This window comes from Streptomyces sp. NBC_01498 (assembly GCF_036327775.1).
Taxonomy (GTDB): Bacteria; Actinomycetota; Actinomycetes; order Streptomycetales; family Streptomycetaceae; genus Streptomyces.
On the sequence record NZ_CP109598.1, the window covers coordinates 3952937 to 3977447 of the forward strand.

22 protein-coding genes are annotated in these 24511 nt (G+C 71.6%); 13 read left to right on the forward strand and 9 right to left on the reverse strand.

Annotated features, from left to right (window positions below; translation table 11 throughout):
• The first annotated feature begins 104 nt into the window (after window positions 1–104).
• From OG875_RS16910 to OG875_RS16920, 3 genes are all read left to right on the forward strand, one after another.
• Complete coding sequence (locus OG875_RS16910; protein ID WP_330175059.1) at window positions 105–470, forward strand: hypothetical protein; 366 nt, start codon at window positions 105–107, stop codon at window positions 468–470.
• A gap of 72 nt (window positions 471–542) precedes the next feature.
• Window positions 543–1076 carry a GNAT family N-acetyltransferase gene (locus OG875_RS16915; RefSeq protein ID WP_330175060.1) on the forward strand — a complete coding sequence of 178 codons (534 nt, stop codon included), beginning with the start codon at window positions 543–545 and terminating at the stop codon, window positions 1074–1076.
• Window positions 1077–1371: 295 nt separating this feature from the next.
• Window positions 1372–1962 carry a GNAT family N-acetyltransferase gene (locus OG875_RS16920; RefSeq protein WP_330175061.1) on the forward strand — a complete coding sequence of 197 codons (591 nt, stop codon included), beginning with the start codon at window positions 1372–1374 and terminating at the stop codon, window positions 1960–1962.
• Here OG875_RS16920 and OG875_RS16925 read toward each other — a convergent pair.
• Window positions 1941–2693, reverse strand: coding sequence for a GNAT family N-acetyltransferase (locus tag OG875_RS16925; RefSeq protein WP_330175062.1), 753 nt, complete (start codon window positions 2691–2693; stop codon window positions 1941–1943). The two genes, OG875_RS16920 and OG875_RS16925, sit on opposite strands and share 22 nt — an antisense overlap.
• Window positions 2694–2806: 113 nt before the next feature.
• Here OG875_RS16925 and OG875_RS16930 point away from each other — a divergent pair, with 113 nt between their 5' ends.
• Window positions 2807–4060, forward strand: coding sequence for an epoxide hydrolase family protein (locus tag OG875_RS16930; protein WP_330175063.1), 1254 nt, complete (start codon window positions 2807–2809; stop codon window positions 4058–4060).
• Here OG875_RS16930 and OG875_RS16935 read toward each other — a convergent pair.
• Entirely contained in the window at window positions 4013–5260 is a 1248-nt protein-coding gene (locus tag OG875_RS16935; protein ID WP_330177773.1) for a DUF4037 domain-containing protein, read from the reverse strand. The genes OG875_RS16930 and OG875_RS16935 overlap by 48 nt on opposite strands.
• A gap of 934 nt (window positions 5261–6194) precedes the next feature.
• Between OG875_RS16935 and OG875_RS16940 the strand changes: the two genes are divergently transcribed.
• Both OG875_RS16940 and OG875_RS16945 read left to right on the forward strand, forming a co-directional pair.
• Window positions 6195–6965 carry an SAM-dependent methyltransferase gene (locus tag OG875_RS16940; RefSeq protein WP_330175064.1) on the forward strand — a complete coding sequence of 257 codons (771 nt, stop codon included), beginning with the start codon at window positions 6195–6197 and terminating at the stop codon, window positions 6963–6965.
• 150 nt (window positions 6966–7115) lie between these two features.
• The gene (locus OG875_RS16945; RefSeq protein ID WP_330175065.1) at window positions 7116–8168 is read left to right on the forward strand and encodes a slipin family protein; all 1053 of its coding nucleotides are present in this window, start codon (window positions 7116–7118) and stop codon (window positions 8166–8168) included.
• Between the two features lie 97 nt (window positions 8169–8265).
• On the opposite strand, the gene metG is transcribed toward OG875_RS16945, so the two are convergent.
• The 4 genes from metG to OG875_RS16965 form a co-directional block, all read right to left on the reverse strand.
• Window positions 8266–9993: a methionine--tRNA ligase gene (gene metG / locus OG875_RS16950; RefSeq protein WP_330175066.1), complete on the reverse strand. Its 1728-nt coding sequence runs from the start codon at window positions 9991–9993 to the stop codon at window positions 8266–8268.
• 479 nt (window positions 9994–10472) lie between these two features.
• Entirely contained in the window at window positions 10473–11402 is a 930-nt protein-coding gene (locus OG875_RS16955) for a GNAT family N-acetyltransferase (protein WP_330175067.1), read from the reverse strand.
• 182 nt (window positions 11403–11584) lie between these two features.
• Window positions 11585–12019, reverse strand: coding sequence for a VOC family protein (locus OG875_RS16960; RefSeq protein ID WP_330175068.1), 435 nt, complete (start codon window positions 12017–12019; stop codon window positions 11585–11587).
• Between the two features lie 66 nt (window positions 12020–12085).
• Entirely contained in the window at window positions 12086–12748 is a 663-nt protein-coding gene (locus tag OG875_RS16965; RefSeq protein ID WP_330175069.1) for a TetR/AcrR family transcriptional regulator, read from the reverse strand.
• A 108-nt stretch (window positions 12749–12856) separates the two neighbouring features.
• Between OG875_RS16965 and OG875_RS16970 the strand changes: the two genes are divergently transcribed.
• The 5 genes from OG875_RS16970 to OG875_RS16990 all read left to right on the forward strand — a co-directional run bounded on the left by OG875_RS16970 (window position 12857) and on the right by OG875_RS16990 (window position 17433).
• On the forward strand, window positions 12857–13804 hold the full coding sequence (locus OG875_RS16970; protein WP_330175070.1) for an SDR family NAD(P)-dependent oxidoreductase: 948 nt from the start codon (window positions 12857–12859) through the stop codon (window positions 13802–13804).
• Between the two features lie 310 nt (window positions 13805–14114).
• A complete protein-coding gene (istB, locus tag OG875_RS16975) occupies window positions 14115–15578 on the forward strand; it encodes an IS21-like element helper ATPase IstB (RefSeq protein WP_330175071.1) in 1464 nt (487 codons plus the stop codon).
• 197 nt (window positions 15579–15775) lie between these two features.
• Window positions 15776–16276 carry a helix-turn-helix domain-containing protein gene (locus tag OG875_RS16980; protein WP_330175072.1) on the forward strand — a complete coding sequence of 167 codons (501 nt, stop codon included), beginning with the start codon at window positions 15776–15778 and terminating at the stop codon, window positions 16274–16276.
• Between the two features lie 17 nt (window positions 16277–16293).
• Entirely contained in the window at window positions 16294–16950 is a 657-nt protein-coding gene (locus tag OG875_RS16985) for a hypothetical protein (RefSeq protein ID WP_330175073.1), read from the forward strand.
• A gap of 141 nt (window positions 16951–17091) precedes the next feature.
• Entirely contained in the window at window positions 17092–17433 is a 342-nt protein-coding gene (locus OG875_RS16990) for a DUF2516 family protein (protein WP_330177774.1), read from the forward strand.
• A gap of 488 nt (window positions 17434–17921) precedes the next feature.
• Here OG875_RS16990 and OG875_RS16995 read toward each other — a convergent pair whose 3' ends face one another.
• The 3 genes from OG875_RS16995 to OG875_RS17005 form a co-directional block, all read right to left on the reverse strand.
• A complete protein-coding gene (locus OG875_RS16995; protein WP_330175074.1) occupies window positions 17922–19241 on the reverse strand; it encodes a PP2C family protein-serine/threonine phosphatase in 1320 nt (439 codons plus the stop codon).
• Between the two features lie 354 nt (window positions 19242–19595).
• Complete coding sequence (locus OG875_RS17000; protein ID WP_330175075.1) at window positions 19596–20780, reverse strand: C40 family peptidase; 1185 nt, start codon at window positions 20778–20780, stop codon at window positions 19596–19598.
• Window positions 20781–21227: 447 nt separating this feature from the next.
• Window positions 21228–22196 (reverse strand): class I SAM-dependent methyltransferase, encoded by a 969-nt coding sequence (locus OG875_RS17005; protein WP_330175076.1) that lies wholly within the window; start codon window positions 22194–22196, stop codon window positions 21228–21230.
• Window positions 22197–22499: 303 nt separating this feature from the next.
• On the opposite strand from OG875_RS17005, the gene mshA reads away from it, so the two are divergent.
• Together mshA and OG875_RS17015 are read left to right on the forward strand one after the other, a co-directional pair.
• Window positions 22500–23843 carry a D-inositol-3-phosphate glycosyltransferase gene (gene mshA, locus OG875_RS17010; RefSeq protein ID WP_330175077.1) on the forward strand — a complete coding sequence of 448 codons (1344 nt, stop codon included), beginning with the start codon at window positions 22500–22502 and terminating at the stop codon, window positions 23841–23843.
• Window positions 23836–24420 (forward strand): YbjN domain-containing protein, encoded by a 585-nt coding sequence (locus tag OG875_RS17015; RefSeq protein ID WP_330175078.1) that lies wholly within the window; start codon window positions 23836–23838, stop codon window positions 24418–24420. The genes mshA and OG875_RS17015 overlap by 8 nt, the downstream gene beginning before the upstream one ends.
• The last annotated feature ends 91 nt before the right edge of the window (window positions 24421–24511 follow it).

The following is a 24511-nucleotide window of genomic DNA, read 5'->3' on the forward strand; positions in this document are numbered from 1 at the left end:
AGTTTAAGTTCAAAGTGTCAGGACAGGTCGTCTAGTTGTATTTTTCCGATCGGTCGCCGGTCAAGGGTCAAACAGTCACCAAACAGTCAAAGGCAGGGCAAGGCATGAACCTCGAAACAGCTCTCAAGGAAGCCATGACCGTGGACGGCGCCATCGGCGTGGCCGTGGTCGACTACGAGAGCGGCATGTCGCTCGGTACCCTCGGCGGCGGCCAGGGGCTCGACCTGGAAGTGGCCGCGGCGGGCAACACCGAGGTCGTACGGTCCAAGGCGCGCACCCTCGCGGCGCTTCAGATGAACGACACGATCGAGGACATCCTCATCACGCTCGGGCAGCAGTACCACCTGATACGCCCGATGGTGAGCAGCAGCGGCAGCCTCTTCCTGTACCTCGCGCTGGACCGCGGCCGGGGCAACCTCGCGCTGGCCCGCCACGCGCTCAAGCGCATCGAGGCCGAGCTGGAGGTCTGACGGCGCGCCTGGCCCCGGATGCGCGCCCGGCCCCGGATCGTCACGGGTGGCTTCCCTGACAGGATGGGTGCCATGACCGAGATCCGTACCCCCCGCCTCCTGCTGCGCCGCTGGACCGACGACGACCTCGTCCCGATGGCCGAGATCAACGCGGACCCGCAGGTCATGCGGTGGATCGGCGACGGCTCGGTCCGTGACCTCGAAGAGACGGCCGAGGACATCGAGCGCTGGGAGGAGGAGTGGGACGACGAGGGCTTCGGGCTGTTCGCCGTCGAACTCCTCGCCTCGGGCGAACTGATCGGCTTCACCGGTCTCTCCGTACCCGAGTTCCTGCCCGAGGTGCTCCCCGACGTGGAGATCGGCTGGCGGCTGGGGGCGCCGTTCTGGGGACAGGGGTACGCCTCCGAAGCAGCACACGCGGTCCTGGAGTTCGCTCTCCAGGACCGCAATCTGGACCGTGTCGTGGCGATCAACCGGCTGGGCAACGAGGAGTCGGAGAACGTCATGCGCAAGCTCGGCATGACCTACGACCACGAGACGAAGCACCCGGAGTTCGGCTTCGCGCTGCACGTCCACTTCATCGACCTCACCGAATACGCGGCTTGAGCGTCTCGATGGACGGGGCGACGGCGGGCGGCGGGGACGCGGGCGGAAGCGTGGGCGGTCGGCCGGGCGCGCCGACGACTACGTCCTGGCGGTCGAACCGGCCGCGATCGTGGCGGCTGAGGAGCGTGGCGCGCACCGGCTGTATGTGGTGCTGACCAGGGCGGTGTCCCGGCTGCACGTGCTGCACAGCGACGAGTTGCCCTTCTGAGCGGGGTGAGCGGTGTACGCGGTCCGAACCGGTGTACGGCGCCGGACGCGGGGCCATGATCCGGCCATGGCCGGGTAGCGTCCGCATATGCCCGCACTCGACCACGCCCACGGAACCGCCCCCGACAACGACCTCGACAACGACCGTGACCGTGACCGTGACAACGACGGCGACCAGGCACCCGCGCCCGCACTTCAGCTTCTTCGTCTCGACCACGCCCCGGCGCTGCTCGCCTTCGAGTACGAGAACCGGGCGTACTTCGCTGTGTCGGTCCGCGACCGGGGCGAGTCGTACTTCGCTCGTTTCGCCGAACGGCTCGGCGATCTGCTCACCGAACAGGCCGCCGGGCTGCACTACTTCCACGTCCTGGTGAGCGGCGACGGCACGACGGCGGACGAGGTGATCGGGCGGGTGAACCTGGTGGACGTGGCGGACGGCTCCGCCGAACTGGGCTACCGGATCGCGGAGAAGGCGGCGGGCAAGGGCCTGGCGACGGAGGCCGTGCGGGAGGTCTGCGCCCTGGCCGCCGAGACGTACGGGCTGACCACGCTGCGCGCGGCGGCCCACCACGACAACGCGGCCTCGCGCGCCGTACTCGAACATGCGGGGTTCACCGCCACCGGCGAGAGCGAGATCGACGGCCGCCCCGCCACGCACTACATCCGCACGCTGAGCTGAGCCCCCAGCTCCCGGAACCCGAGCCGCGCGGCCACCCGCCGGGACGCGTACGGGCGGGCCCGCCACTGCGGCAGCAGACCGTCGTCGAGCGCGTGGGACACCGCCGCCGAGGCGACGGTCCCGGCCAGACCCCGGCCCCGCCGGTGCGGGGCGACCAGCACACTGAGATGGGCGACGGAGCGCGGCCAGGTCACGTACCCGGCGGCGGCGATCACGTCACCGCCCCCGCCCCGGCCACCGTCACTCCCGCCGTCGTGCCCGCGATCGCGGAGCAGGAACGCGGGTGACGTGATCTCGTCCAGGCCGCTCTCGCCCGCGTCGTCGGGCCCGGCGGCGGCGAGCAGCGCGGCGTAGGACGCGGGATCGTCGCTCGTCTCCGCGGGGGCGGCGGCGGGCGGGAGGGTGTTCCCGTCCGGGTACGTGTCCCGGTCCAGGTAGAAGAGCGCGGCGGGCCCCAGCACGTCGAGTACCGGCGCCGTACCGCTCAGGGCCTTGCCGAGCCGGACCGGGTCGGTCAGCTCCTCGTACGACAGCCTCCGCACCGCCTCGCCCAGCGCCCCGGCGGTGCGCGCGTCCGGCGCGGTGACGAGGGCGGCGTCCCCGATCCGTACGATCCCGGCCCAGCCGGGCGGACAGAGCAGCGAGCCGGGCGCGACCGCGACACCGGCCGGTGTGCCGAACCCGACCGGGACACCGGCGAGTTCGGTCCACAACGCGCGGGCGCGCGCCACGGTTCGAGCGTGTCCGGAGTCGTGGTCCATACGTCGGAACGGTAGGCCGCAAGCGCACGCGGCGCGACCGACTTCTCCGGGGCCGCCGAAGGCCCGAACTAGCATGCCCAGCCATGAGTTCCGAACCGCCCTCCGCCTCCGAACCGCCCTCCGCCGCTGAACCGCCCTCAGTCTCGACCTCCGCACCCTCCGGCCCCGTCATCCCCTACCGGATCGACATCCCGCAGGCCGACCTGGACGACCTCCACCACCGCCTCGACCGCACCCGCTGGCCCGACGAACTGCCCGGCGCGGGGTGGGCGTACGGCATCCCGCTCGCCCCGCTCCGCGCGCTGGCGCACCACTGGCGGCACACGTACGACTGGCGTGCCGCCGAGGCGGAGCTGAACGAGTGGCCGCAGTTCACCACCACGATCGACGGCGCGCGGATCCACTTCGCCCATGTCCGGTCACCCGAGCCGGACGCGATCCCGCTGATCATGACGCACGGCTGGCCCGGCTCGATCGTGGAGTTCGCCGACGTGGCCGGCCCGCTCACCGACCCCCGCGCGCACGGCGGCGACCCGGCCGACGCCTTCCACCTGGTGCTGCCGGGCATCCCCGGCTTCGGCCTGTCCGGGCCCACGCGCGAGAAGGGCTGGGAGTTCCGGCGGGTGGCGTCGGCGTTCGGCGAGCTGATGCGGCGGCTGGGCTACGAGCGGTACGGCACCCAGGGCGGTGACTGGGGCGCGGCCGTCTCCCGCGAACTGGGCCGCCTCCGGCCGGGCGAGGTCATCGGCGTACACCTCAACCTGCTGCCGGGCGGAGGCGCGACCCACGAACCGACGGGCGCCGAACTGGCCCCGCTGAGCCCGTCCGAGCGCGGGCGCACACGGGCGTCCTGGGAACGGGCACGGGAGTTCGCCCGCGAACGCCAGGGGTACGCCGACATCCAGTCGACGCGCCCGGGGACGCTGGCGTACGGCCTGACGGACTCACCGGTCGGCCAACTGGCCTGGATCGCCGAGAAGTTCCACGAGTGGACGGACACGACGAACGGCCGCCCGTTCGGCGCGGTCGACCGCGACCGGCTGCTCACGAACGTGATGCTGTACTGGCTCACCGCCACCGCCGGCTCCTCCGCCCGCCTCTACTACGAGCGGGCGCACGCCGCCTACTGGGGTTCACCACCCGCCCCGTCCCCCGTCCCGACGGCCCTGGCCGACTTCCCGCACGACAATTTCATCCCCCTGCGCCACATCGCGGACCGGACGAACAACATCACCCGCTGGACGTCGTACGACCGGGGCGGCCACTTCCCGGCACTTGAGGTACCGGAGCTACTGACCACCGACATCCGGGAGTTCTTCCGCACTCTGCGCCACTGACCGGGGTCCGCCCGCCGCCGGGCCGTCGACGGCGGCATCGACGGCGGCGCGCCGGGGGCCGTTCAGCGCGAGGAAGTCCGTGCAGTCGGCCCACTGGTCGACCCCGCCCGTCAGCGGCAGACCGCGCAGTACGGGGTCGGTGACGGTCGCCGCGAGCGCTCGGGCGAAACGATCCGCGTGCAGCACCTGGAACGGCCGGGCATGGTACGGCCTGCGCGCCGGGTCCACGTGTTGCGCGAGTCCCGTCCGGTTCTGGAGCGCGGCGACGCACTCGTAGGCATCGCACAGATGCCGCTCCCGCTCCGGATACGCCGTCGCGGCCAGGGCACCCGTCAGCGACGGGGTCAGCTCACCGGCGACAGCGAGCCGTGCGAAGGCGCTGCCCAGCCATTTGCTGTAGGGGGCGTACGTACGCTCCAGCAGCAGGCACAGCCGCATCAGGTCGCGCACCAGCCGTCCCGCGACGACCGCCGAGCCGAGCGCGTCTCCCGCCTCGGCGCACCGGCCGACAAACGCTTCCTCCTGGGAGATCCGCTGCCACTGGCAGGCCAGCAGATAACGCCAGACCTGATCGGGATACCAGGCCAGCCGGTCCCGCGCCGGACCGAGCGTGCCGAGTCCGTCGTGGAACACCGCGCCACCGGTCACCTCGGCGAGGCGCTGCTGGGGCATCGCGAGCCAGTCACGCACGGTCGGCGTGACATGCGCGCCACCCGCGAGGTACGGGGCGGGTGCGGCGTGCGCGACGCCCGGGCCGGATGCGGTGTGCGGGGCGGACAGACCCAGATGACCGGTCAGCCAGCCGTCGAGATCGCCGACCGAGACCCGGTGGTCCACCGGGCCGTCCGTCAACTCCATTCGCCCGACGGGGTCTTCGGCGCTGTCGTGGTGGAAGTGCGTGGACCAGCCCCGTACGTGCTTCGGCAGCCGCCGGGCGAGGAGCGCGCGCAACTCGGTCCCGTGCGCGGCGACATCCTCCCGCGCGAGGAAGAGACTCAGCCGGGGTCCCCACTCGTGGTCGGCGGACCGGGCGGAGTCGAACCCCAGAACCTCGGAGCCGGATCCGACCCGCGCGGCGCTGTACCGCAGTCCGGGACGCTCGCGGTCGAGGAGGGGTCGTACCGCCTCCTCGTACAGGACGCGGGACAGGTCCAGACCGGGGAGGAAGGCGGCCGGGCGACGGGCGTGAGGGCTGTTCATCCGGCCACTCTGCCGAAGGTGCGGGGTGTCGGCGAGCGAATTCGTGCACCGCCGCCCCGGCGGGTGCCGCCCGTCCAGCGCGCCCCCGCCTTTCTCCCCGCCCCCGTCCCCACCCGCTCCGCCAGGAAGTCCTCCTACGTGCGCTTTCCCGGTGTCGGCGCCGGTGAGGGTCAGGTTGTGCCCCGCGCGGTACGCGCGGCCGATCCTGCCCGGGAGGGGGAGCGGCAGAGACGGGCGGCGTTTGCCGCGTGCGTGGAGGTAGCCGCGGCACAGGTCGTCCAGCCCGCACACCGTCGGGCCCGCCAGGTCGGCGACCCGGCCGGACGGGGCGCCGAGGGGCAGGGGCACCAGCCGGTCCGCCACGCCGCGGGCGTCGACCGGCTGCAACCGGACGGCGCCGGGGACCGGCAATACCGGCAATACCGGCAGCACCGGCAGTTGCGCCATGGTGCTCGCCAGGGTCAGGGCCAGGTCGTGGACTGGTGGGCCGCCCGCAGCGTCGTCCACGGCAGCCCGGAGCCTTCACGGCGCATTCGGCGCGCTCGGCGCGGATGGGTCCTGCGGGCCGACCGGGCGGCTGTTCCTGGTGCTCGCCTTCACGATCGGCGACGGGGTGATCACGGGGATGGACATCGTCGCGGACCCGGACCGGCTGCGGGGGACGGAGATCGCGGTCCTCGACGCGTGAGGGAGGTCGGGCGCTCGTAGGCCCGCTCGTACGGCGGGCTGGTGAGGCCCTCCCGTACGGCCGCCCGTAGGTCCGTCCCGGAAGGCCGCCCGTACGGTGCCCGCACGAGGCGAGGGCCACGCGCGTCAGCACCGACGGTGACGGAGACCTACCGCGCGGTCATGGACCTGAGGACCGACCTCGGCGACCCTGGCAGAGAGCGCCCGGCGAACCGACGGATCGACCGACAGTGAAGTGAGCCCTCTGATGAGTGAGCCCGACCTACAGCCGAAAGGGCCCTCCTCGGCCGGCACCTGGTGCTGCCTGAGCGGGGGCCGGATCTACACCGAGGCCGACAAGGACCTCGCCGAGGCGATCGGCCACAGCTTCCCCGTCGTCCCCGCGGCGGCCCGCGCGTCCAGGGCCTTTCTGCGGCGGCTGGTCGACCACGCCGTACGGGCGGGCGTCACGCAGTTCCTCGACCTGGGCACCGGCCTCCCCGTCGACCCGAACACGCACGAGGTGGCGCAGGCCGTCGAGCGGAGCGCGCGGATCGTGTACGTCGACAACGACCCGACCGTCATCGAACACGCCCGCGCGCTCGCGTCCCTCGGCACCCCGGAAGGCGTCGCCGGCTATCTGGACGCGGATGTCCGCGACGTACCGGGGGTCCTCGGCGAGGCCGCGAAGACCCTCGACCTGGACCGCCCGGTCGCGGTCCTGATGATCTCCATGCTCGGGCACATCGAGGACCCGGCCGAGGCGGGCGAACTGGCCCACCGGTACATGGGCGCCGTGCCGTCCGGCAGTTACTTCGCCACCTGCGACTCGATCGAGACCCCGGACATGCGGGCCGCTGCGGCGGCGTACGCGGCGGGCGGCGGACCACCCGTCTACCTGCGTACCGCCGAGCAACTGGAGATCACGGCCGCCGGGCTGGAACTCCTCGGCCCCGTCGGCCCGGTCTCGCTCTGGCGCCCGGCCGAACCGTCGCCCCAACCCGTCGACCAGTGGGGACTCGTCGCGCGCAAGCCCTGAGGACCGTCAGGCCCGTCGGACCCGTCGGACCCGTCGGAACGGTCGAGGGCCGGCAGTTCGGCCGTCGTCTCCGCCAGGACACATCGGCAAGGCATATCGTTGAAACAGGGGCAATCGGGGCAAATATCGCTCTTGTGTCAGGGGTCCGTCATGGAGGCAGTGGTCATCGCGGTCATCGCGGCGATATGCGTGTGCGCCATCTTCGCGCTGTCGGCTTCGAGGGTCGTCAAACAGTACGAGCGCGGCGTGGTCTTCCGGCTCGGCCGGCTGCGCGAGGGCGTCCGGGGGCCGGGATTCACGCTGATCGTCCCGTTCGTCGACCGGCTGAGCAAGGTCAACATGCAGGTCGTGACGATGCCCGTCCCCGCCCAGGACGGCATCACGCGCGACAACGTCACCGTGCGGGTGGACGCGGTGATCTACTTCCAGGTGGTCGACGCCCCGGACGCGCTGATCCGCGTCGAGGACTACCGGTTCGCGGTGTCCCAGATGGCACAGACGTCACTGCGGTCGATCATCGGCAAGAGCGATCTGGACGATCTGCTCTCGAACCGCGAGAAGCTCAACCAGGGACTGGAGCTGATGATCGACAGCCCGTCCATCGGCTGGGGCGTGCAGATCGACCGGGTCGAGATCAAGGACGTGTCGCTGCCGGAGACCATGAAGCGGTCGATGGCCCGGCAGGCCGAGGCGGACCGTGAGCGCCGCGCGCGGGTGATCAACGCGGACGCGGAGCTCCAGGCGTCGAGGAAGCTCTCCGAGGCGGCCCAGCAGATGTCCGACCAGCCCGCCGCGCTCCAACTGCGGCTGCTCCAGACCATCGTGGCGGTCGCGGCCGAGAAGAACTCCACGCTGGTCCTGCCCTTCCCGGTCGAACTCCTCCGCTTCCTGGAACGCGCGACTCCCGCCGAGGCGGAACGCGCGGTCGGCGCGGTCACGGAGGTGGCCCGTACGGTCCCGCGGCACGACGTGAAGCAGCAGGGCGACGGCGACGCGGAGCAACAGCGCGACGCGAAGCGCCAGGACGACACAGCTCGGCAGGGCAGTACGGCTCGGCAAGGCGACACCGCGGCTCCGGAGCGCGGTACGGCTCCACAGGGCGATACGGCACGGGAGGGTGGCACGGCATCGGATGGCCGTACGGCTCCGCGGGGCGACACGTCCTCGCCGCGCGACACGAAGCAGCGGAAGCAGACCGCCTGAGCTCACAGCGGGGTGCCCCCGTCCGGGCGGGCAGTACACGCGAAGGGCCGGAAACCGACACGGTTTCAGGCCCTCGCGTTCGTCACGCGCCCGCGGCTCAGCCGCCGCCCCCGAAGCGGCTCCGGTAGGACTCCAGGTCCTCCTCGCTGATCTTGCCGAAGAGCACCGGCGGCACCGTGAATCCGGTTCCGGCCGGCACCGCGTCCAGAGCCGCCGCCTGCCCCGCGCTCACCCAGGCCGCGGTGTCGTCGGCGAGCGCGAAGGCGGAGCGCATGGACCTGCTGGTCGCCGGGATGAACGGTTCGGAGACGACCGCGTACAGATGGATCAGGTTCATCCCCGTACGCAGGGTCAGTGCCGCGCCCTCCGGGTCGGTCTTGATCTCCAGCCAGGGGGCCTTCTCCTCCAGGTAGGAGTTGCCCGCCGACCACAGGGCGCGCAGCGCCGCCGCCGCCTTGCGGAACTGGAGGCGCTCCATCTGCTCCTCGTACTCCGCGAGCAGCCGGGCGATGTCCTCGCCCAGCTTCGCCTCGGCGGGCCCGGCCGTGCCCCCGGCCGGCACCTCGTCGCCGAACCGCTTGCGGGAGAAGGTCAGGACGCGGTTGACGAAGTTCCCGAGGGTGTCGGCCAGGTCCTTGTTGACCGTCGCGGCGAAGTGTTCCCAGGTGAAGGACGAGTCGTCCGACTCGGGGGCGTTGGCGACGAGGAAGTAACGCCAGTAGTCGGCGGGCAGGATGTCCAGCGCGTGGTCGGTGAAGACGCCGCGCTTCTGCGAGGTGGAGAACTTGCCTCCGTAGTAGGTGAGCCAGTTGAAGCCCTTGACGTAGTCGACCTTCTTCCACGGTTCGCGTACGCCCAGCTCCGTGGCCGGGAACATCACCGTGTGGAAGGGCACGTTGTCCTTGGCCATGAACTGCGTGTAGCGCACCGGGTCGGCGCCGCCGTCGGCCTCGTACCACCACGACTTCCAGTCGCGGACCTCACCGGCGGGTGCGGCGTCGGCCCACTCCTTGGTCCCGGCGATGTACTCGATCGGGGCGTCGAACCATACGTAGAAGACCTTGCCCTCCGCCGCCAGCTCCGGCCAGGTGTCGGCCGGTACGGGCACACCCCAGTCCAGGTCGCGGGTGATGGCGCGGTCGTGCAGCCCCTCCGTCAGCCACTTGCGGGCGATGGAGGACGACAGCTGCGGCCAGTCCTCGCCGACCTCGTCGATCCACGCCTCGACCTCGCCCTGAAGCTTGGACTGGAGCAGGAACAGGTGTGTGGTCTCCCGTACTTCGAGGTCGGTGCTGCCGCTGATGGCCGAGCGCGGGGCGATCAGGTCGGTGGGGTCGAGGACACGCGTGCAGTTCTCGCACTGGTCGCCGCGGGCCTTGTCGTAACCGCAGTGCGGGCAGGTCCCTTCGACGTAGCGGTCGGGCAGGAAGCGGCCGTCGGCGGGCGAGTACACCTGGCGGACGGCCCGTTCCTCGATGAAGCCGTTCTCGTTCAGCCGTCGCGCGAAGTGCTGGGTGATCTCCACGTTCTGCGCGCTGGAGCTGCGGCCGAAGTAGTCGAAGGCCAGCTCGAAACCGTCGTACACGGCCTTCTGCGCCTCGTGCGCCTGCGCGCAGAACTCGTCCACCGGCAGGCCCCGCTCCTTGGCGGCCAGCTCGGCGGGGGTGCCGTGCTCGTCGGTGGCGCAGATGTAGAGGACGTCATGACCGCGCCGGCGGAGGTACCGGGAGTACACGTCCGCCGGAAGCATGGAGCCCACCATGTTGCCCAGGTGCTTGATCCCGTTGATGTAGGGGAGGGCGCTGGTGACCAGGTGCCGAGCCATCCTCGGATGCTCCATTCCGTGCGTACGACGCCGGCGGCGGGGGCCGCGGCAGACCGGGAGGTGCGAAACGCGCACAGCCGTCGGGGACAGGCGGCCAAGCGAGTCCCGGACGGCTGAGCGGCCCTCATTGTACGTTCACGGGGGTTCCCGGAATCCGGGCGAGGCCCGCGCGCGCGGGGCCGGCGGGGCGGTCCCGGCACGCGCGGGCGGCCCGGTTCCTACGGCCCCGCCCCGCGCCCGCCCCGCGCGGCAGGCGGGTCAGGCGCGGCAGGCGGCGACGGGTCAGGCAGCGGGCCGGGCCGTGCCGCCCACGGCGCGGGCGGGCGGGCCGGGTGGGTCAGGCGGGTCAGGCGCGGCAGGCGGCGACGGGTCAGGCAGCGGGCCGGGCCGTGCCGCCCACGGCGCGGGCGGGCGGGCCGGGTGGGTCAGGCGGGCCGGGCGGGTCAGCTGGGAGGGGCTGGCCGGGCGGGTCGGGCGGGTCAGGCGGGACGGGTCGGCCGGGCGGGACGGGCTGGCCCGGCGAGAGGGCGGCCGGGCCGCGCCGCGTCGTGCGAGAAGTCGTACGCCGCCCAGTCGGCCAGCGTGCGATAGCCGAGGCGCCGGTAGAGGGCGTTGCTGGTGGGGTTCGACCGGTCCGCGAACAGGACGACGTCCCGGGCGCCCGCCGCCAGCGCGGCCCGGCTCACCTCCGCGGTCACGGCCGCCGCGTAGCCGTGACCGCGCAGCCGGGCCGGGGTGTAGACGATGTCCACCTGGATCTGGCCGCCGATCAGGGGGTTCATGCCCGCGACTGAGACGGGAGTTCCGTCCGGCGTCTCCCAGAGCGTGTAGCGCTTGTCGGCGAAACGGGTACCGGCCCAGGTGGTGGCGTCGATGGAGACGTCCTCCCCGACGGCCTTGGCGAACTCGCCGCACCAGAACATGACTTGCTCATGATCGCGCTCGCCCAGGACCCGGCCCCGGCCCGCGGGCGGCGGCCGCGGCGGGGTGAGCGTGCCGAGGCGGTACAGAACGAGCCGGGTGTCGCGGAGCTTCGGCGCCGCGCCGGTGTGCCGCTGCCAGGCGTCGGCGAAAGCGGTCGCCGTGCCGTGGTCCGCGCTGACGGAGGGGAGGGGCTGCCCCAGGGCGGCCAGGCGGGCGGCGAGGGAGTCGGCCTGTTCGGGCGTGAGCGGGGAGAGCCCGCAACCACGCGGCGCGAGCCGGTAGAAGGTGGCGTGGACCTCGCCGTTCCGCTCCAGCAGCCCGAAGAGGGGAGCTTCGGCCCCGAACGCCCCCGCCCCCCGTGTCCGCACCCTCTCGGCCCAGGTCAGCTGCATGACGTGCATGCCGGGCCGGGAGCGCAGGAAGCCGCCCGCCCGGTCGAGGAAGTCGCCGATGTCGTCGGTGAGGTACCAGTCGTCCGGTCGCATGCCGCATGATGTCGCGCGCCGCCGAAGCGTTCAACGGTTTTCCGTCGCGGCCCGCGACCTGATCCCGAGGACACGTTCACGGCCCCGCGACCTGATCCCGAGGACACGTTCACGGCCCCGGGACCGGTTCCGAGGAGACCTTCACGGCGCCCGGGATCAGCCCAGAAACGATTCGGGGCCCCTCAGTCGAGACAGAACTCGTTCCCCTCGATGTCCTGCATCGCGAGGCACGACTCGTTGACGCCGTCGGCACGCAGCAGCCGTACGCGCACCGCGCCGAGCGCGACCAGCCGTGTGCACTCGGCCTCAAGCGCGGCGACGCGCTCCTCACCTTCGAGCCCCGTGCCCACCCGTACGTCAAGGTGCAGCCGGTTCTTGACGACCTTGCCCTCCGGAACGCGCTGGAAGTACATGCGCGGGCCGTCCCCCGAGGGATCCATGCAGACGAATCCCGCACCCTGACGCTCGGGCGGCAGGGAGCGGCCGTACTCGTCCCACGTGGCGAACCCTTCCGGCGGCGGCGGTACGACGTATCCCAGCACCTCGCACCAGAAGCGGGCGACGCGCTCGGGGTCCGCGCAGTCGAAGGTGACCTGGAACTCCTTGATCGATGCCATCGGCCCACCGTAGTGGCGCGCCCCACCCACCGGAACCGGGGCGCCCCACACCGCCCGGGACGCGGGTCAGCGGGGCAGTACGCCGAGGAGGGTCGCCGTCAGGGCCAGCTTCAAGGAGTCGTTCAGCTCCAGGTGGAAGCGGGCCAGGTCGGGCTCGGCCCGGTAGGCCGCCAGCAGGCTGGGCGGGGGTGTGCTGTACGCCGACAGCGCGCCGGCCAGGACCATGGTCTGGAGGCTGAACAGTGTCGCGTCCTCGCCCAGCTCCGGCAGGTACTTCCGGATCAGGGCGGTCATGGTCGTCAGGCGTTCCAGGGAGCCGCGCTTGTAGCGCGCCACGACCTCGACGGAGACGTTGTGCTCCAGGACGCCGCCCTGCGCGCCGAAGAGGTCGCACAGCACCGTGCGGCCGGAGAGTGAGCGGCTGAGGATCTCGGCCACCGCCGCCGCCCGCCCGGCCATGGGCAGTTTCTCGTCGACGCCGGCGGCCAGCTCGCCCGCCAGTTCCGTCAGCCACTCCCGCAGGTAGCGGTCCAGCAGTTCCAGCAGCACCGCCTCGCGGGACTCGAAGTAGCGCAGCACGTTGGGCTTCGCCAGGCCCACCCGGCGGCTGAGCTCGTTCAGGGTGACGGCGGACACCGGCATCTCGTCGAGCATCGCCGACGCCATGTCGAGGATCGCCCGTCGGCGGATCTCCCGCTGCTCTTCGGTTCGGGCCCGCTGGAACGTCACGATCACCAGCCTAACTTAGGTACCTGCGGTACGTTGACAACGTACCGAAAGTACTTTAGCGTCGTCGGCACAAGATACCTTCGGTACTTTAGTTAGTGGGAGCCCGACATGAGCGAGAAGTGGACGACGGCGAACATCCCGGACCAGCGCGGGCGGGTGGCTGTGGTGACCGGTGCCAACACCGGACTGGGGTACGAGACCGCCAAGGCGCTCGCCGAGCGCGGGGCCTCCGTGGTGCTCGCCGTGCGCGACGTCGAGAAGGGCGGGCGGGCCGCGTCCCGTATGGCCGGCGAGGTGACCGTGCAGGAGCTGGACCTGACCTCGCTCGACTCCGTCCGGGCAGGGGCGGCGGCGCTTCGGGCCCGGTTCGACCGGATCGACCTGCTGATCAACAACGCCGGCGTGATGTACACCCCGAAGCAGACCACCCGGGACGGCTTCGAGCTGCAGTTCGGCACCAACCACCTCGGCCACTTCGCGCTCACCGGGCTGCTGCTGGACCGGATGCTGCCGGTACCCGGCTCGCGCGTGGTGACGGTCAGCAGCGTCGGCCACCGCATCCGGGCCGCGATCCACTTCGACGACCTGCACTGGGAGCGGTCGTACGGCCGGGCCGCCGCCTACGGCCAGTCCAAGCTGGCCAACCTGATGTTCACGTACGAACTGCAACGCCGGCTCGCCGCGCACGGCACCACCGCCGCGCTGGCCGCGCACCCCGGCATCTCCAGCACCGAGCTTGCCCGCAACAGCCCCGCCGCCCTCCGGCTTCCGCTCACCTGGCTCGCGCCGCTGATCACCCAGACCGCGGCGATGGGCGCGCTGCCGACCCTGCGCGCGGCCACCGACCCCGCCACGCTCGGCGGCCAGTACTACGGCCCCGGCGGACGCAACGAGGTCATGGGCCACCCCCGGCTGGTCACCTCCAGCCCGGCGTCGTACGCGGTGGACGTCCAGCAGCGGCTGTGGGCCGTCTCCGAGGACCTCACGGGGGTGCGGTTCCCCGTCGTTCCGTCCACGAAGGACTCGTCGCCCTCCGGATCGGCCGTCACGACGTAGCCCGCGCCGGCGCCGGCTGCATCGTGACGGCGGCGCTCGTGCCGGCCGCCCTCAAGAACTCGGCACCGATCCCCTTCGCCGACGGCGCAATGCGGCTCCCATTCCTATTGCCCAAGGGCTTCCGTTCACTCTCCGGAAAACAGCGCGTGATGTGCATGCGATGTGTGCGTGGCGCGCAACTGTGGAAATGGGGAACTGGCTCTTGTCGTAAGGAAATTCTATTCATCCCAACGAGTGCACGAATTCGAATTTTTGGCGGGGTTCCATCAGAATGATGGAGCCTCCCGTCGTCGCAGCCGTTGGAGAAGCGTTGCCCAGTCATGTCACGCCCGGCCACGACCACAGCTTTTCCACTCCGCTTCCGGTTCCGGCCCCGGGCCCGTTCCGCGACCCGAGGGACGCCGCGAGTTTCGCGCCCGCGGCGCTCGGATACGCGCTTTTCGCCACCCGCTGGCTCCAGGCCCCGCTCTATTTCGGCCTGGTCGCCGCGCAGGGCGTCTATGTCTACAAGTTCTTCAACGAGCTGTGGAAATTAATCGTTCATGTCATCAACGGTCACGCCGACGAGACGTACGTCATGCTCGCCGTTCTCAAACTGGTCGACGTCGTGATGATTGCCAACCTGCTCATCATGACGATCGTCGGCGGCTACGAGACGTTCGTCTCGCGCATCAACCTCCAAGGCCATCGCGATCAGCCGGAATGGCTCTCGCACGTCAACTCGAACGTGCTCAAGGTCAAGCTCGCCACGGCCATCGTGGGCATTTCGTCCGTCCATCTGCTACAGATGTTCGTCGACGTGCACCACACTTCCCGGCACGCGCTTCTGTGGGGGACGGTGATTCACATGGCCTTCATCCTGTCCGCCGCGATTCTGGCCTATATGTCGGGACCCATGCTGGAGTCGCGGAAGAGCGCTCGCGGGTGCGGTGACCACAAGGCCGGTAGCCACAAGGGCGATGGCCATGCGAACAGTCACACGGACGGTCACGTGAACGATCACGCGGACAGTCACGCGGACAGCCACGGAGAAGGGAATCTGCCGCTGATCCCGAAGCCGTCCGCCGGGTGGCACGACGACGCCACGTCGGCAGGGCGGGCGGCGCCTTCCGCCTCGGCGGCGAGGCCAACTCCCGCGCCGAAGCCGGCTTCGGCTTCGTCGTGCGGAGGTCCGGGCGCCGAGTCCCGTATCCGCGCCGCGGGCTTCCCCGCCCCCAAGACGCTGGAGGACTTCGACCACGACTACCCCCGGTCGCTCGACCGGGAGGCCGTGGCGATGCTCGGCAAGCTGGACTTCATCACCGCCAAGGAGAACGTGGTCCTCCTCGGCCCGCCCGGCACCGGCAAGACCCACCTCGCCGTCGCCTTCGGCACGCGCGCCTGCCAGGCCGGCCACCAGGTGCTGTTCGCCACCGTCGCCGAATGGGTCGCCCGGCTCACCGTCGCCAAGGCGGCGGGCCGCCTCACCGAGGAACTGGCCCTGCTGGACCGGTACCCCCTCCTGATCGTCGACGCACTGGGCTACTTCCCCCTCCAGTCCGAAGAGGCCCAGCTCCTCTTCTGCCTCGCCGCACACCGCTACGAGCGCGGCTCACTGATCGTCACCAGCGACAAGCCCCTGGGCGGCTGGGACCACGTCCTCGGCGACACCACGACGGCCTCGGCCGTGATCGACCGCCTCGTCCACCATTCCGAGATCATCAGCGTCGAGGGCGACAACTACCGCATGCGCGCCCACGGCGGCTTCCGCTTCGCGTCCCCGGCCACCCGTTAAAGCCTGCGCCAGGCTGACCCGGCTCCTCGAGTCCATCGAGTCCGACGGGTCCATCAGCCGATCGAGTCCAACGTCGCCACGGGGCCGGTCGCGGCCGACCGGCCTGCCCGCCCGTCCGGCTCGTCCTGGCATGTGGAGCGGAACACTTTTGCAAGCGAGTGCTTGCAAAAGTTAGCAAGGGTGGGCAGTGTGGGGGCATGGCATCACTCAACGTCGGCAATCTCGGTGAGTACCTCCGCGAGCAGCGGCGCAACGCGCAGCTGTCCCTGCGGCAGCTCTCCGAGGCCGCCGGGGTGTCCAATCCGTACCTCAGCCAGATCGAACGCGGCCTGCGCAAGCCGAGCGCGGACATCCTTCAGCAGCTCGCCAAGGCGCTGCGGATCTCCGCCGAGACGCTGTACGTGCAGGCCGGGATGCTCGACGAGCGTGAGCGGGAGCGTGAGGAGCTGGAGACGCGCGGCGTCATCCTCGCGGACCCGTCGATCAACGAGCGGCAGAAGCAGGTGCTTCTCCAGATCTACGAGTCCTTCCGCAAGGAGAACGGACTCGGCGCCGAGGGCTCCGAGAGCGCCGAGAGTACGGAAACGACGGTGACCGCGGGACCGGCCGGTAAGGGCGCCGGTACCGGGGGCGGGGACACCGGCGGGGACACACCCGGGGCGGCCGGCGGTACCGATGTCACCCCACCCTCACACTGATCCGGAGGACCACAGTCATGGCCATCGCCGATGACCTGCGCAAGACGCTCAGCGACCCGACCCCCCTCTACTTCGCCGCCGGTACGGCGGATCTCGCCGTCGAGCAGGCCAAGAAGGTGCCCGGACTGATCGAGCAGCTCCGCGCCGAGGCGCCGGGCCGTATCGACGCCGTACGGAACACGGACCCCAAGCTCGTCCAGGACAAGGTCGCCTCGGGTGCCAAGGAGGCGCAGACGACCGTTCAGTCGAAGGTCAGCGAGGTGCTCGGGTCGCTCGACACCGACCTGAAGAAGCTCGGCGAGACCGCCCAGGACCTGGCGCTGCGCGGTGTCGGCGTGGCCGCCGAGTACGCGGTCAGGGCCCGGGAGACGTACGAGAAGGTCGCCGAGCGCGGCGAGCAGTCCGTACGCGCCTGGCGGGGCGACGCCGCCGACGAGATGACGGAGATCGCCATCGCCGTCGAGCCCGAGCCCGCGACGAAGCCGTCGGCCAAGCCCGTGGCGAAGCCGGCGGCCCGGCAGGCCGCCAAGCCGGCTCCCGCCAAGCCCGCCCAGGCGAAGTCCACGGCCAAGAGCGAGCCCAAGGGCGGCGCCGCCAAGCCCGCCGCGCGCAAGTCGACCGGCGCGCACAAGCCGGCCGCCGCGAAGAAGGCCACGCCTCCCGCGAGCAAGTAGGCGATCAGCACACGGCAACAGGCAAAGCGGAGCGGGCGACGAGCGCGCGTAACGGACCGGGCACCACAGCGGTGTCCGGTCCGTTGTACGGGTACCTTGCTGGCACGGGATTCGGACGGAAAGGGTGTGGGCAGCGTGTTGATGGCCGGTTTTGACGGGCTCGTGGCTTGGTTGAATGTCCCAGTGACCGTTTTCGGGCTGTTCGCACTGATCGACGCGTTCATCCGGCGCGAGGACGCCTTCCGTGCGGCGGGGAAGCAGACGAAGCCGTTCTGGCTGATCATTCTGGCGATCGCCCTCGTGGTGAGCCTGATCTTCCCGCTGCTCTCCTTCCTGCCGATCATCGGGCTGATCGCGATCATCGTGTACTTCGTCGACGTACGGCCCGCGATCAAGCAGGTCGGTGGCGGTGGCGGAGGCCGCGGTCTGCGCGGCGGCTCCAGCAGCGACGGGCCGTACGGGCCCTACAACGGCGGCCGGTGAGGCAAGCCCGATCCGGGGCCGTGACGGACGAGATGAACGCGGCGCCCGTTCGTACGAGGTGAGCGCGTGGCCCTGCCTCCGTACGAGGTGAGCGTAGGAACCCGTCTCCGTACGAGGTGAACGCGGGCCTCCGCCCCGTACGAGGTGAGCGTAGGAACCCGGGCCTCCGCCGTACGAGGCGAGCGTAGGAACCCGCCTCCGTACGAGGTGAACGCGGGCCTCCGCCCCGTACGAGGTGAGCGTAGGAACCCGGGCCTCCGCCGTACGAGGTGAGCGCGGGGCCCTTCCGCGTACGAGGCGAGCGTAGGAACCCGGGCCTCCGCCGTACGAGGCGAGCGTAGGAACCCGCCTCCGTACGAGGTGAACGCGGGCCTCCGCCGTACGAAGTGAACGAGCAACGAGCCCGGCGCGTTGACCGGGCCCGCGCCCGCCCGAACGCCCCAGTCGTCCGTCCCAGTCGTCTGTCCGGCTCAGACGTCCCGGACGTCTCAGACGGCGACCGCCGTCGCCCCCGGCAGCCGGTCGCCCACCCGCACCCGGTCCAGCAGCAGCACGGCCACGTCGTCCGTCAGCTCGCCGCCGTTCAGTTCCCGTACCTCGGACACCGCGGCCTCCAGCAGATCCTCCCCGCTGAGCCCTCGCGCCAGCAGCCGGCCGACCAGTGCGACCAGGCCCTCCTGGCCCAGCCGCTGCCTCGTGTCCGGGCCGACGCGGCCCTCGATCAGCCCGTCCGTGTACATCATCAGACTCCAGGCCTCGCCCAGCGCGATCTCCCGGCGCGGCCAGCGGGCGCGCGGCAGCAGCCCCAGCGCCGGGCCGCCCTCGTCGTACGCCAGCAGATCCGGCGCCCGGCCCGCGCGGACGACCAGCGGTGACGGGTGCCCGGCCAGACAGAGCCCCGCCCGCCGCCCGTCCGGCGCGATGTCGACGGTGCACAGGGTCGCGAAAATCTCCTCGCTCTCCCGCTCGTGCTCCAGGACCTTCTGGAGCGTGGAGAGCAGTACGTCCCCGCTGAGCCCGGCGAACGTCAGCGCCCGCCACGCGATCCGCAGCTCGACGCCCAGCGCGGCCTCGTCCGGGCCGTGGCCGCAGACGTCGCCGATCATCACATGAACGGTGCCGTCGGGCGTCCGGACCGTGTCGTAGAAGTCGCCGCCGAGCAGCGCGCGGGACCGGCCCGGCCGGTAGCGGGACGCGAATCGCAGATTCGACCCCTGGAGGAGCGGGGTGGGCAGCAGTCCGCGCTCCAGCCGCGCGTTCTCCTGGGCTCTCAGCCGGGACTCGGTGAGCTGGCGCTGCGCGATGTCGGCGCGTTTGCGTTCGACGGCGTAGCGGATGGCCCGGCTCAGCAGCCGGCTGTCCAGTTCGTCACGGAAGAGGAAGTCCTGGGCGCCCACCCGTACCGCCGCTGCCGCCCGCTCGCCGTCGCCCTCCGCCGCCAGCGCCAGCACGGCGTGGCGGGGTGCGAGCCGCAGTACGTGCTTGAGCGGCGCGAGGCCGTCGCCGTCACCGTCGTCGCGGCCGGGCAGCGCGAGATCCACGAGGATGCAGTGGATGTCGTCGGTGAGCAGCCGCTCGGCCTCGGTGAGGTTGCGCGCGGTGCGGACGCGGACCCGGGCGCCGCCCGCGGCGGGCAGTTCCGGTGCGCTGAAGGTGCCCGCGGGATCGTCCTCGATCACCAGGAGCGTCAGGTCGGCGGCCTTGCCGGAGGTCTCCGGGGCGTCGCCGGTGTTCTCCGGGGCGGGCGCACTCGCGACTGTCGAGCCGGCGCGCTGACGCGGCACCGGTACGGGTACGGGTACGTCCATCGGTCTGTGAGTCCTTCCCTCCCCCGGGGCACACGTGTGACGCCGGTCGACGCCTCAACGACGGGGACCCTAGCGGTAGCCGCCGCCGGATAGGAATGGCGTAAGGAACGCCGCGCCGGGAAGATCCCGCGTCATATGCCGCTTCCCGCCACGCATCCGGCACGATCCGGACGCCTCAGCGGCTCGAAACGGACATGACAAACATCACGTGGGAGGGGACCCGTCGCCCCGGCCCCGTCGCGGGCCGAGCCGTCGCTCCTGAGCGCGGCGCGACCGCCGGCCCCGTCGCGCCCGTCGTCACTCGCCTGTCGTCGACTTGCCCGTCGTTACGGGCTCGTCGTCACTCGCTCGTTGTTACTTGTCCGGCCTGACGACGCCGAGGATCTGCATCGACCCCGCTCCGGTCAGCGTCACGTGCCGCCCCGGCCGGGGCGAGTGCACGATGGAACCGTCGCCCACGTACATGCCCACGTGGCTCGCGTCCTGTTGGTAGATGATCAGATCACCGGGGCGCATCTGCGAGAGCGGGACGCGGGGGAGCAGCCGCCACTGTTCCTGCGAGGTGCGCGGGATGGTCCGTCCGGCCGCCCGCCACGCCTCCGACGTCAGCCCCGAGCAGTCGAACGACGACGGGCCCTCGGCGCCCCACACGTAGGGCTTGCCGATCTGCGCCGTCGCGTACGCGATCGCCTGCCGACCCCGGTCGCTCGCCTCGGCGTTGATGTCCTTGAGCGCGCCCGAACCCAGCCAGGCCGCCTGCGCCTTGGCCGCGTCCTCCTGCTCCAGCATCAGCAGCCGGTCGCGTTCCTCACGCTCCAGCCCCGACTCGATCTTCTCGGCGGCCTTGATCTGCCGGCCGATCTCCTGCTTCGCCTTCTGCTGCTTCACGCGGGTCGCTTCGAGCCTGACCCACTCGGCGCCGGCCTTCTCCGTGTACGCGGTCAAGTCCCTCTGCGCCTCGGTCATCCGGCCGAGAAGGTCCTTCGTGGCCTTCTGGCCCTGCTGGAGCCGGCCCGCGCCGTCCAGGAAGAGCTGCGGGTCGTCGGTCAGCAACAGCTGGGCCTCGGGGGGCAGTCCGCCCGCGCGGTACTGGGCGCGGGCCGCCGCGCCCGCCTGCCGGTTGAGCCGGTCGATCCGGACCTGGCCGTCGACCATCCGGCCGGCCAGCCTGACCAGTTCGGCCGACTGGTTGCCGGCGCGCACCTCGGCGAGGTTGTACGCGTCGGTGGCCGAGGCCGCCTTGCCGTACAGCCCGTCGAGCTTCCGGCGTACGGCTTCGAGTTTCGAGTCCTTCGCCGCCGGCGTCCGGTCGTCGGCGCCCGGCGGGAGCGTCCGGTCGAACGGGCGGGGGGCGATCGGTTGGTCGACCGGCGGGGTCTTCGGGGCCGACGATGCCGGGGACGCGGGTGAGGCGGGGGATGCGGGTGACTCAGGGGGCGCGGGAGCCGCGTACGCCTGGTTCAGCAACACCGGTGAGGTGAGGACCGACAGAGCACACACGACCGTGATCGCGGCTCTGACGCAACGGCGTCGGTTCACAAGCTTCCCTCCGGACAGCTGTCAGTGACGACAACTCTGTGCGACTACGGCCCTCTTCGGCTACGACGTCCCTGTGAGTACCTGGCCACTAGGGACCGAACACATCCGACTTACTGTCAGTAACCGTTCTCCTCCGACGTGATCGTGTCATGCCGACCCTCAGAACGACAGAGGGCGGGCCGACCGTCCGACGATCGCTTCCCACCAGTCAGTGACGAACGGACCGCCGCCGACGTTCCCTTGGCCGCGTCCCTTTCGTCTGCGTCCGCCCTGCGGAGACGGAGACGGAGACGGATACGGGTGCGGGTACGGGTACGGAGACGCTTACGGGTACGGATATGGCTCGGACTCCGGCTCGGACTCCGGCTCGGACTCCGGCTTGGCTCCGACCCCGTCACCTGCGTACGAGTTCACGCCCCGGCTCGGAGCAGGAGCCGCCGGACCCCGCTACGCCTCCGGGCCCGGCGCCAGCGCCGCCCACTCCACGGTCACTTCCCCCTGCCGCCATCTGCTCCGGCCGCCGCCCGCCCCGGGCCCGGCCAGCGGCCAGTCCGCCGACAGGTCCGTCACCGCCCTGACCCACCGCTGCCGCGCGCCGAGCGGGGCGTACGGGGCCGCCGCCGCCCACGCCCGGTCGAAGTCCCGCAGGAACGCGTGCACCGGCTCGCCCGGCACATTGCGGTGGATCAGCGCCTTCGGCAGCCGCTCCGCCAGGTCCGAGGGGCGGTCCAGCGAGGCGAGCCGGGCCGCGAAGGTGACCGTGCGCGGACCCTCCGTACCGAGGGCGACCCAGACATGACGCCGCCCGATCTCGTCGCACGTGCCCTCCACCAGGAGGCCGTCCGGCGCGAGCCGCGCGCGTAGCCGGGTCCAGACGGCCGCGACCTCGCGCTCCTCGTACTGCCGCAGGACGTTCGCCGCCCGGATCAGCACCGGTTTGCGGCCACGGCTCCCCGCCGGCGAGCCACCGCCCCCCGGCGCTGAGCCACCCGCCCGCGCGTCGCCCGCCCGCGCGTCGCCCGCCCGCGCGTCGCCCGCCCGCGCGTGGCCCGACTTCGCGTCGTCCTTCGGCACGTCGCCCGGTACGGGTACTTCGAAGCCGCCGTGTACGAAGCGCAGCCCGTCCTCTTCATAAGGACGCGCCGCCGCGACCCGCGCGGGCTCGATCTCCACCCCGACCACCTCGGTGCGCGGCTCGGCCGCCCGCAGCCGCCGCAGCAGTTCGACGGCCGTCCAGGGCGCGGCGCCGTACCCGAGGTCGACGGCGACGGGATCGGCGGAGCGGCGCAGGACGGGCCCGTGGACGGCGGCGATCCAGCGGTCCATGCGGCGCAGCCGGTTCGGGTTGGTCGTGCCGCGCGTGACCGTGCCCTCGGGGCGGCGGGGCGAAGGGGAAGGGGAGGGGCGCGCGGCCATGCGGGTGAGCCTAACGAGGCCGTGAACCTCCTAAGAAGGAGGCCGTGAATCTCCTGGGGAAGCAGCGAGCCCGAGGCGGCGGCAGGACGCGGGCGGCAGGACACGAGTGGTGGGACGCGGGCGGTGGGACACGAGGCGGTGGCAGATGCGCCGCCGGGTACCCGAAAGTCGCGCCGACGGTTGAGCCCTCAACGGTAATGGTTCGGCAAAACCGGAAATGAAAGAGCGCATTCCGGCGTTGCCGCGTACCGGAGGGTCCCCCTGCCCTCTTGTCGCCATGCTCCGAGCGAGAGGTCCGTCGACGTGAGCCAGTACGTGTCCAGGCTTGCCGGCACCCTGGTGTCACCACCCCGGCTGCGTATCCCGGGCCACCCCCGCAAACCCCGGCGCGTCGCCATGCTCAGCGTCCACACCTCCCCGCTGCACCAGCCGGGCACGGGCGACGCGGGCGGCATGAACGTCTACATCGTGGAGCTGGCCAAACGGCTGGCCGCCGTCAACATCGAGGTCGAGATCTTCACCCGTTCGACCACCGGCGGGCTGCCCCCGTCCGTGGAGCTGGCCCCGGGCGTACTCGTACGGCATGTGGACGCCGGTCCGTACGAGGGTCTGGCCAAGGAGGAACTGCCCGCGCAGCTCTGCGCGTTCACCCACGGCGTGATGCAGGCGTGGGCAGGCCACCGCCCCGGCTACTACGACCTCGTCCACTCCCACTACTGGCTCTCCGGCCATGTCGGCTGGCTCGCCGCCGAGCGGTGGGGTGTCCCGCTCGTGCACGCCATGCACACCATGGCCAAGGTCAAGAACGCGGCACTCGCCGAGGGCGACACCCCCGAGCCCGCCGCCCGTGTCATCGGTGAGACGCAGATCGTGCGCGCCGCCGACCGGCTGATCGCGAACACGGCCGAGGAGGCCGACGAACTCGCCCGCTTCTACGAGGCGGAGCGCGCCAAGGTCGCGGTCGTCCACCCCGGGGTGAACCTGGACGTCTTCCGCCCGGCCGACGGCCGCGCCGCCGCGCGCGCCCGGCTCGGGCTGCCGCAGGACGCGTTCGTCCCGCTCTTCGCGGGCCGTATCCAGCCGCTCAAGGCCCCCGACGTCCTGCTGCGCGCCGTCGCGGTCCTGCTGGCCCGGGACCCGTCGCTGCGCGGACGGCTGGTGGTCCCGGTGGTGGGCGGCCCGAGCGGCAGCGGGCTGGCCCGGCCGGAGGAACTGCACAAGCTGGCGTCCAGGCTCGGGATCGCCGATGTCGTACGGTTCCGGCCGCCGGTCGGGCAGGAGAGCCTGGCGGACTGGTTCCGGGCGGCTTCCGTGCTGGTCATGCCCTCCTACAGCGAGTCCTTCGGGCTGGTCGCCATCGAGGCGCAGGCAGCCGGGACCCCGGTCGTCGCGGCGGCGGTGGGCGGGCTTCCGGTGGCCGTACGCGACGGGCACACCGGCTTTCTGATCCCGGGCCACGAGCCGGAGGCGTACGCCGGGGCGCTCGCCCGCTTCGCCGACGGGCCCGAACTGGTCGACCGCATGGGGCGCGCGGCGTCGCGGCACGCGCGGTCGTTCGGCTGGGACGTCGCGGCGTCGGCGACGGCGGACGTCTACACGGCCGCCGTGCATGATCACCGGGGTCGCGTACGCTCGCACCATGGCTGACGACACGCGAGCCGCAGCGAACGTGACCGGACCCGCAGCGAACGGGACCGACGGTGCCACCTCCACCTCTGTGGAGGAGGATGCGGCGGACGTGGTGCGCCGCTGGCTGACCTCGGCCGCGCGCGACTCGGGCCTGGGGTGGGAGAGCCCCGAGCCGGGCTCCTTCGTCGTCACGCTGCCCGGCACCCGCAAGCTCTCCACGACCTGCTCCCTGCGTGTCGGCCGGCACTCCCTCTCCGTCAACGCCTTCGTTATCCGCCACCCGGACGAGAACGACGAGGCCGTGCTCCGCTGGCTGCTCGGGCGGAACCTCAAGCTGTACGGGGTGGCGTACGCGGTCGACCGGCTCGGCGACATCTATCTCTCCGGCAGGCTGCCGCTGTCCGCCGTCGGCGAGGACGAACTGGACCGGCTGCTCGGCTCCGTACTCGAAGAGGCCGACGGGTCCTTCAACACGCTGCTGGAGCTGGGGTTCGCGAGCGCGATCCGCAAGGAGTACGCCTGGCGCGTCTCGCGCGGCGAGTCCACGAGGAACCTCGAAGCCTTCACACATCTGACCCAGCACCCGTCGAGCTGACCGGTTCGACAACCGCGAACTGACCGGCTCCACCCTCTCGGCACCCGGTTCTGGCCGCCAACCGGCCTACTCATGCACGACTCTTCCCTCC

Bases quoted from the DNA above. Each gene is read 5' to 3' on its own strand.
- OG875_RS16910 (WP_330175059.1), top strand. From the start codon at position 105: ATGAACCTCGAAACAGCTCTCAAGGAAGCCATGACCGTGGACGGCGCC.
- OG875_RS16915 (WP_330175060.1), top strand. From the start codon at position 543: ATGACCGAGATCCGTACCCCCCGCCTCCTGCTGCGCCGCTGGACCGAC.
- OG875_RS16920 (WP_330175061.1), top strand. From the start codon at position 1,372: ATGCCCGCACTCGACCACGCCCACGGAACCGCCCCCGACAACGACCTC.
- OG875_RS16930 (WP_330175063.1), top strand. From the start codon at position 2,807: ATGAGTTCCGAACCGCCCTCCGCCTCCGAACCGCCCTCCGCCGCTGAA.
- OG875_RS16935 (WP_330177773.1), bottom strand. From the start codon at position 5,260: ATGAACAGCCCTCACGCCCGTCGCCCGGCCGCCTTCCTCCCCGGTCTG.
- OG875_RS16940 (WP_330175064.1), top strand. From the start codon at position 6,195: ATGAGTGAGCCCGACCTACAGCCGAAAGGGCCCTCCTCGGCCGGCACC.
- OG875_RS16945 (WP_330175065.1), top strand. From the start codon at position 7,116: ATGGAGGCAGTGGTCATCGCGGTCATCGCGGCGATATGCGTGTGCGCC.
- metG (WP_330175066.1), bottom strand. From the start codon at position 9,993: ATGGCTCGGCACCTGGTCACCAGCGCCCTCCCCTACATCAACGGGATC.
- OG875_RS16955 (WP_330175067.1), bottom strand. From the start codon at position 11,402: ATGCGACCGGACGACTGGTACCTCACCGACGACATCGGCGACTTCCTC.
- OG875_RS16960 (WP_330175068.1), bottom strand. From the start codon at position 12,019: ATGGCATCGATCAAGGAGTTCCAGGTCACCTTCGACTGCGCGGACCCC.
- OG875_RS16970 (WP_330175070.1), top strand. From the start codon at position 12,857: ATGAGCGAGAAGTGGACGACGGCGAACATCCCGGACCAGCGCGGGCGG.
- OG875_RS16980 (WP_330175072.1), top strand. From the start codon at position 15,776: ATGGCATCACTCAACGTCGGCAATCTCGGTGAGTACCTCCGCGAGCAG.
- OG875_RS16985 (WP_330175073.1), top strand. From the start codon at position 16,294: ATGGCCATCGCCGATGACCTGCGCAAGACGCTCAGCGACCCGACCCCC.
- OG875_RS16990 (WP_330177774.1), top strand. From the start codon at position 17,092: ATGGCCGGTTTTGACGGGCTCGTGGCTTGGTTGAATGTCCCAGTGACC.
- OG875_RS16995 (WP_330175074.1), bottom strand. From the start codon at position 19,241: ATGGACGTACCCGTACCCGTACCGGTGCCGCGTCAGCGCGCCGGCTCG.
- OG875_RS17005 (WP_330175076.1), bottom strand. From the start codon at position 22,196: ATGGCCGCGCGCCCCTCCCCTTCCCCTTCGCCCCGCCGCCCCGAGGGC.
- OG875_RS17015 (WP_330175078.1), top strand. From the start codon at position 23,836: ATGGCTGACGACACGCGAGCCGCAGCGAACGTGACCGGACCCGCAGCG.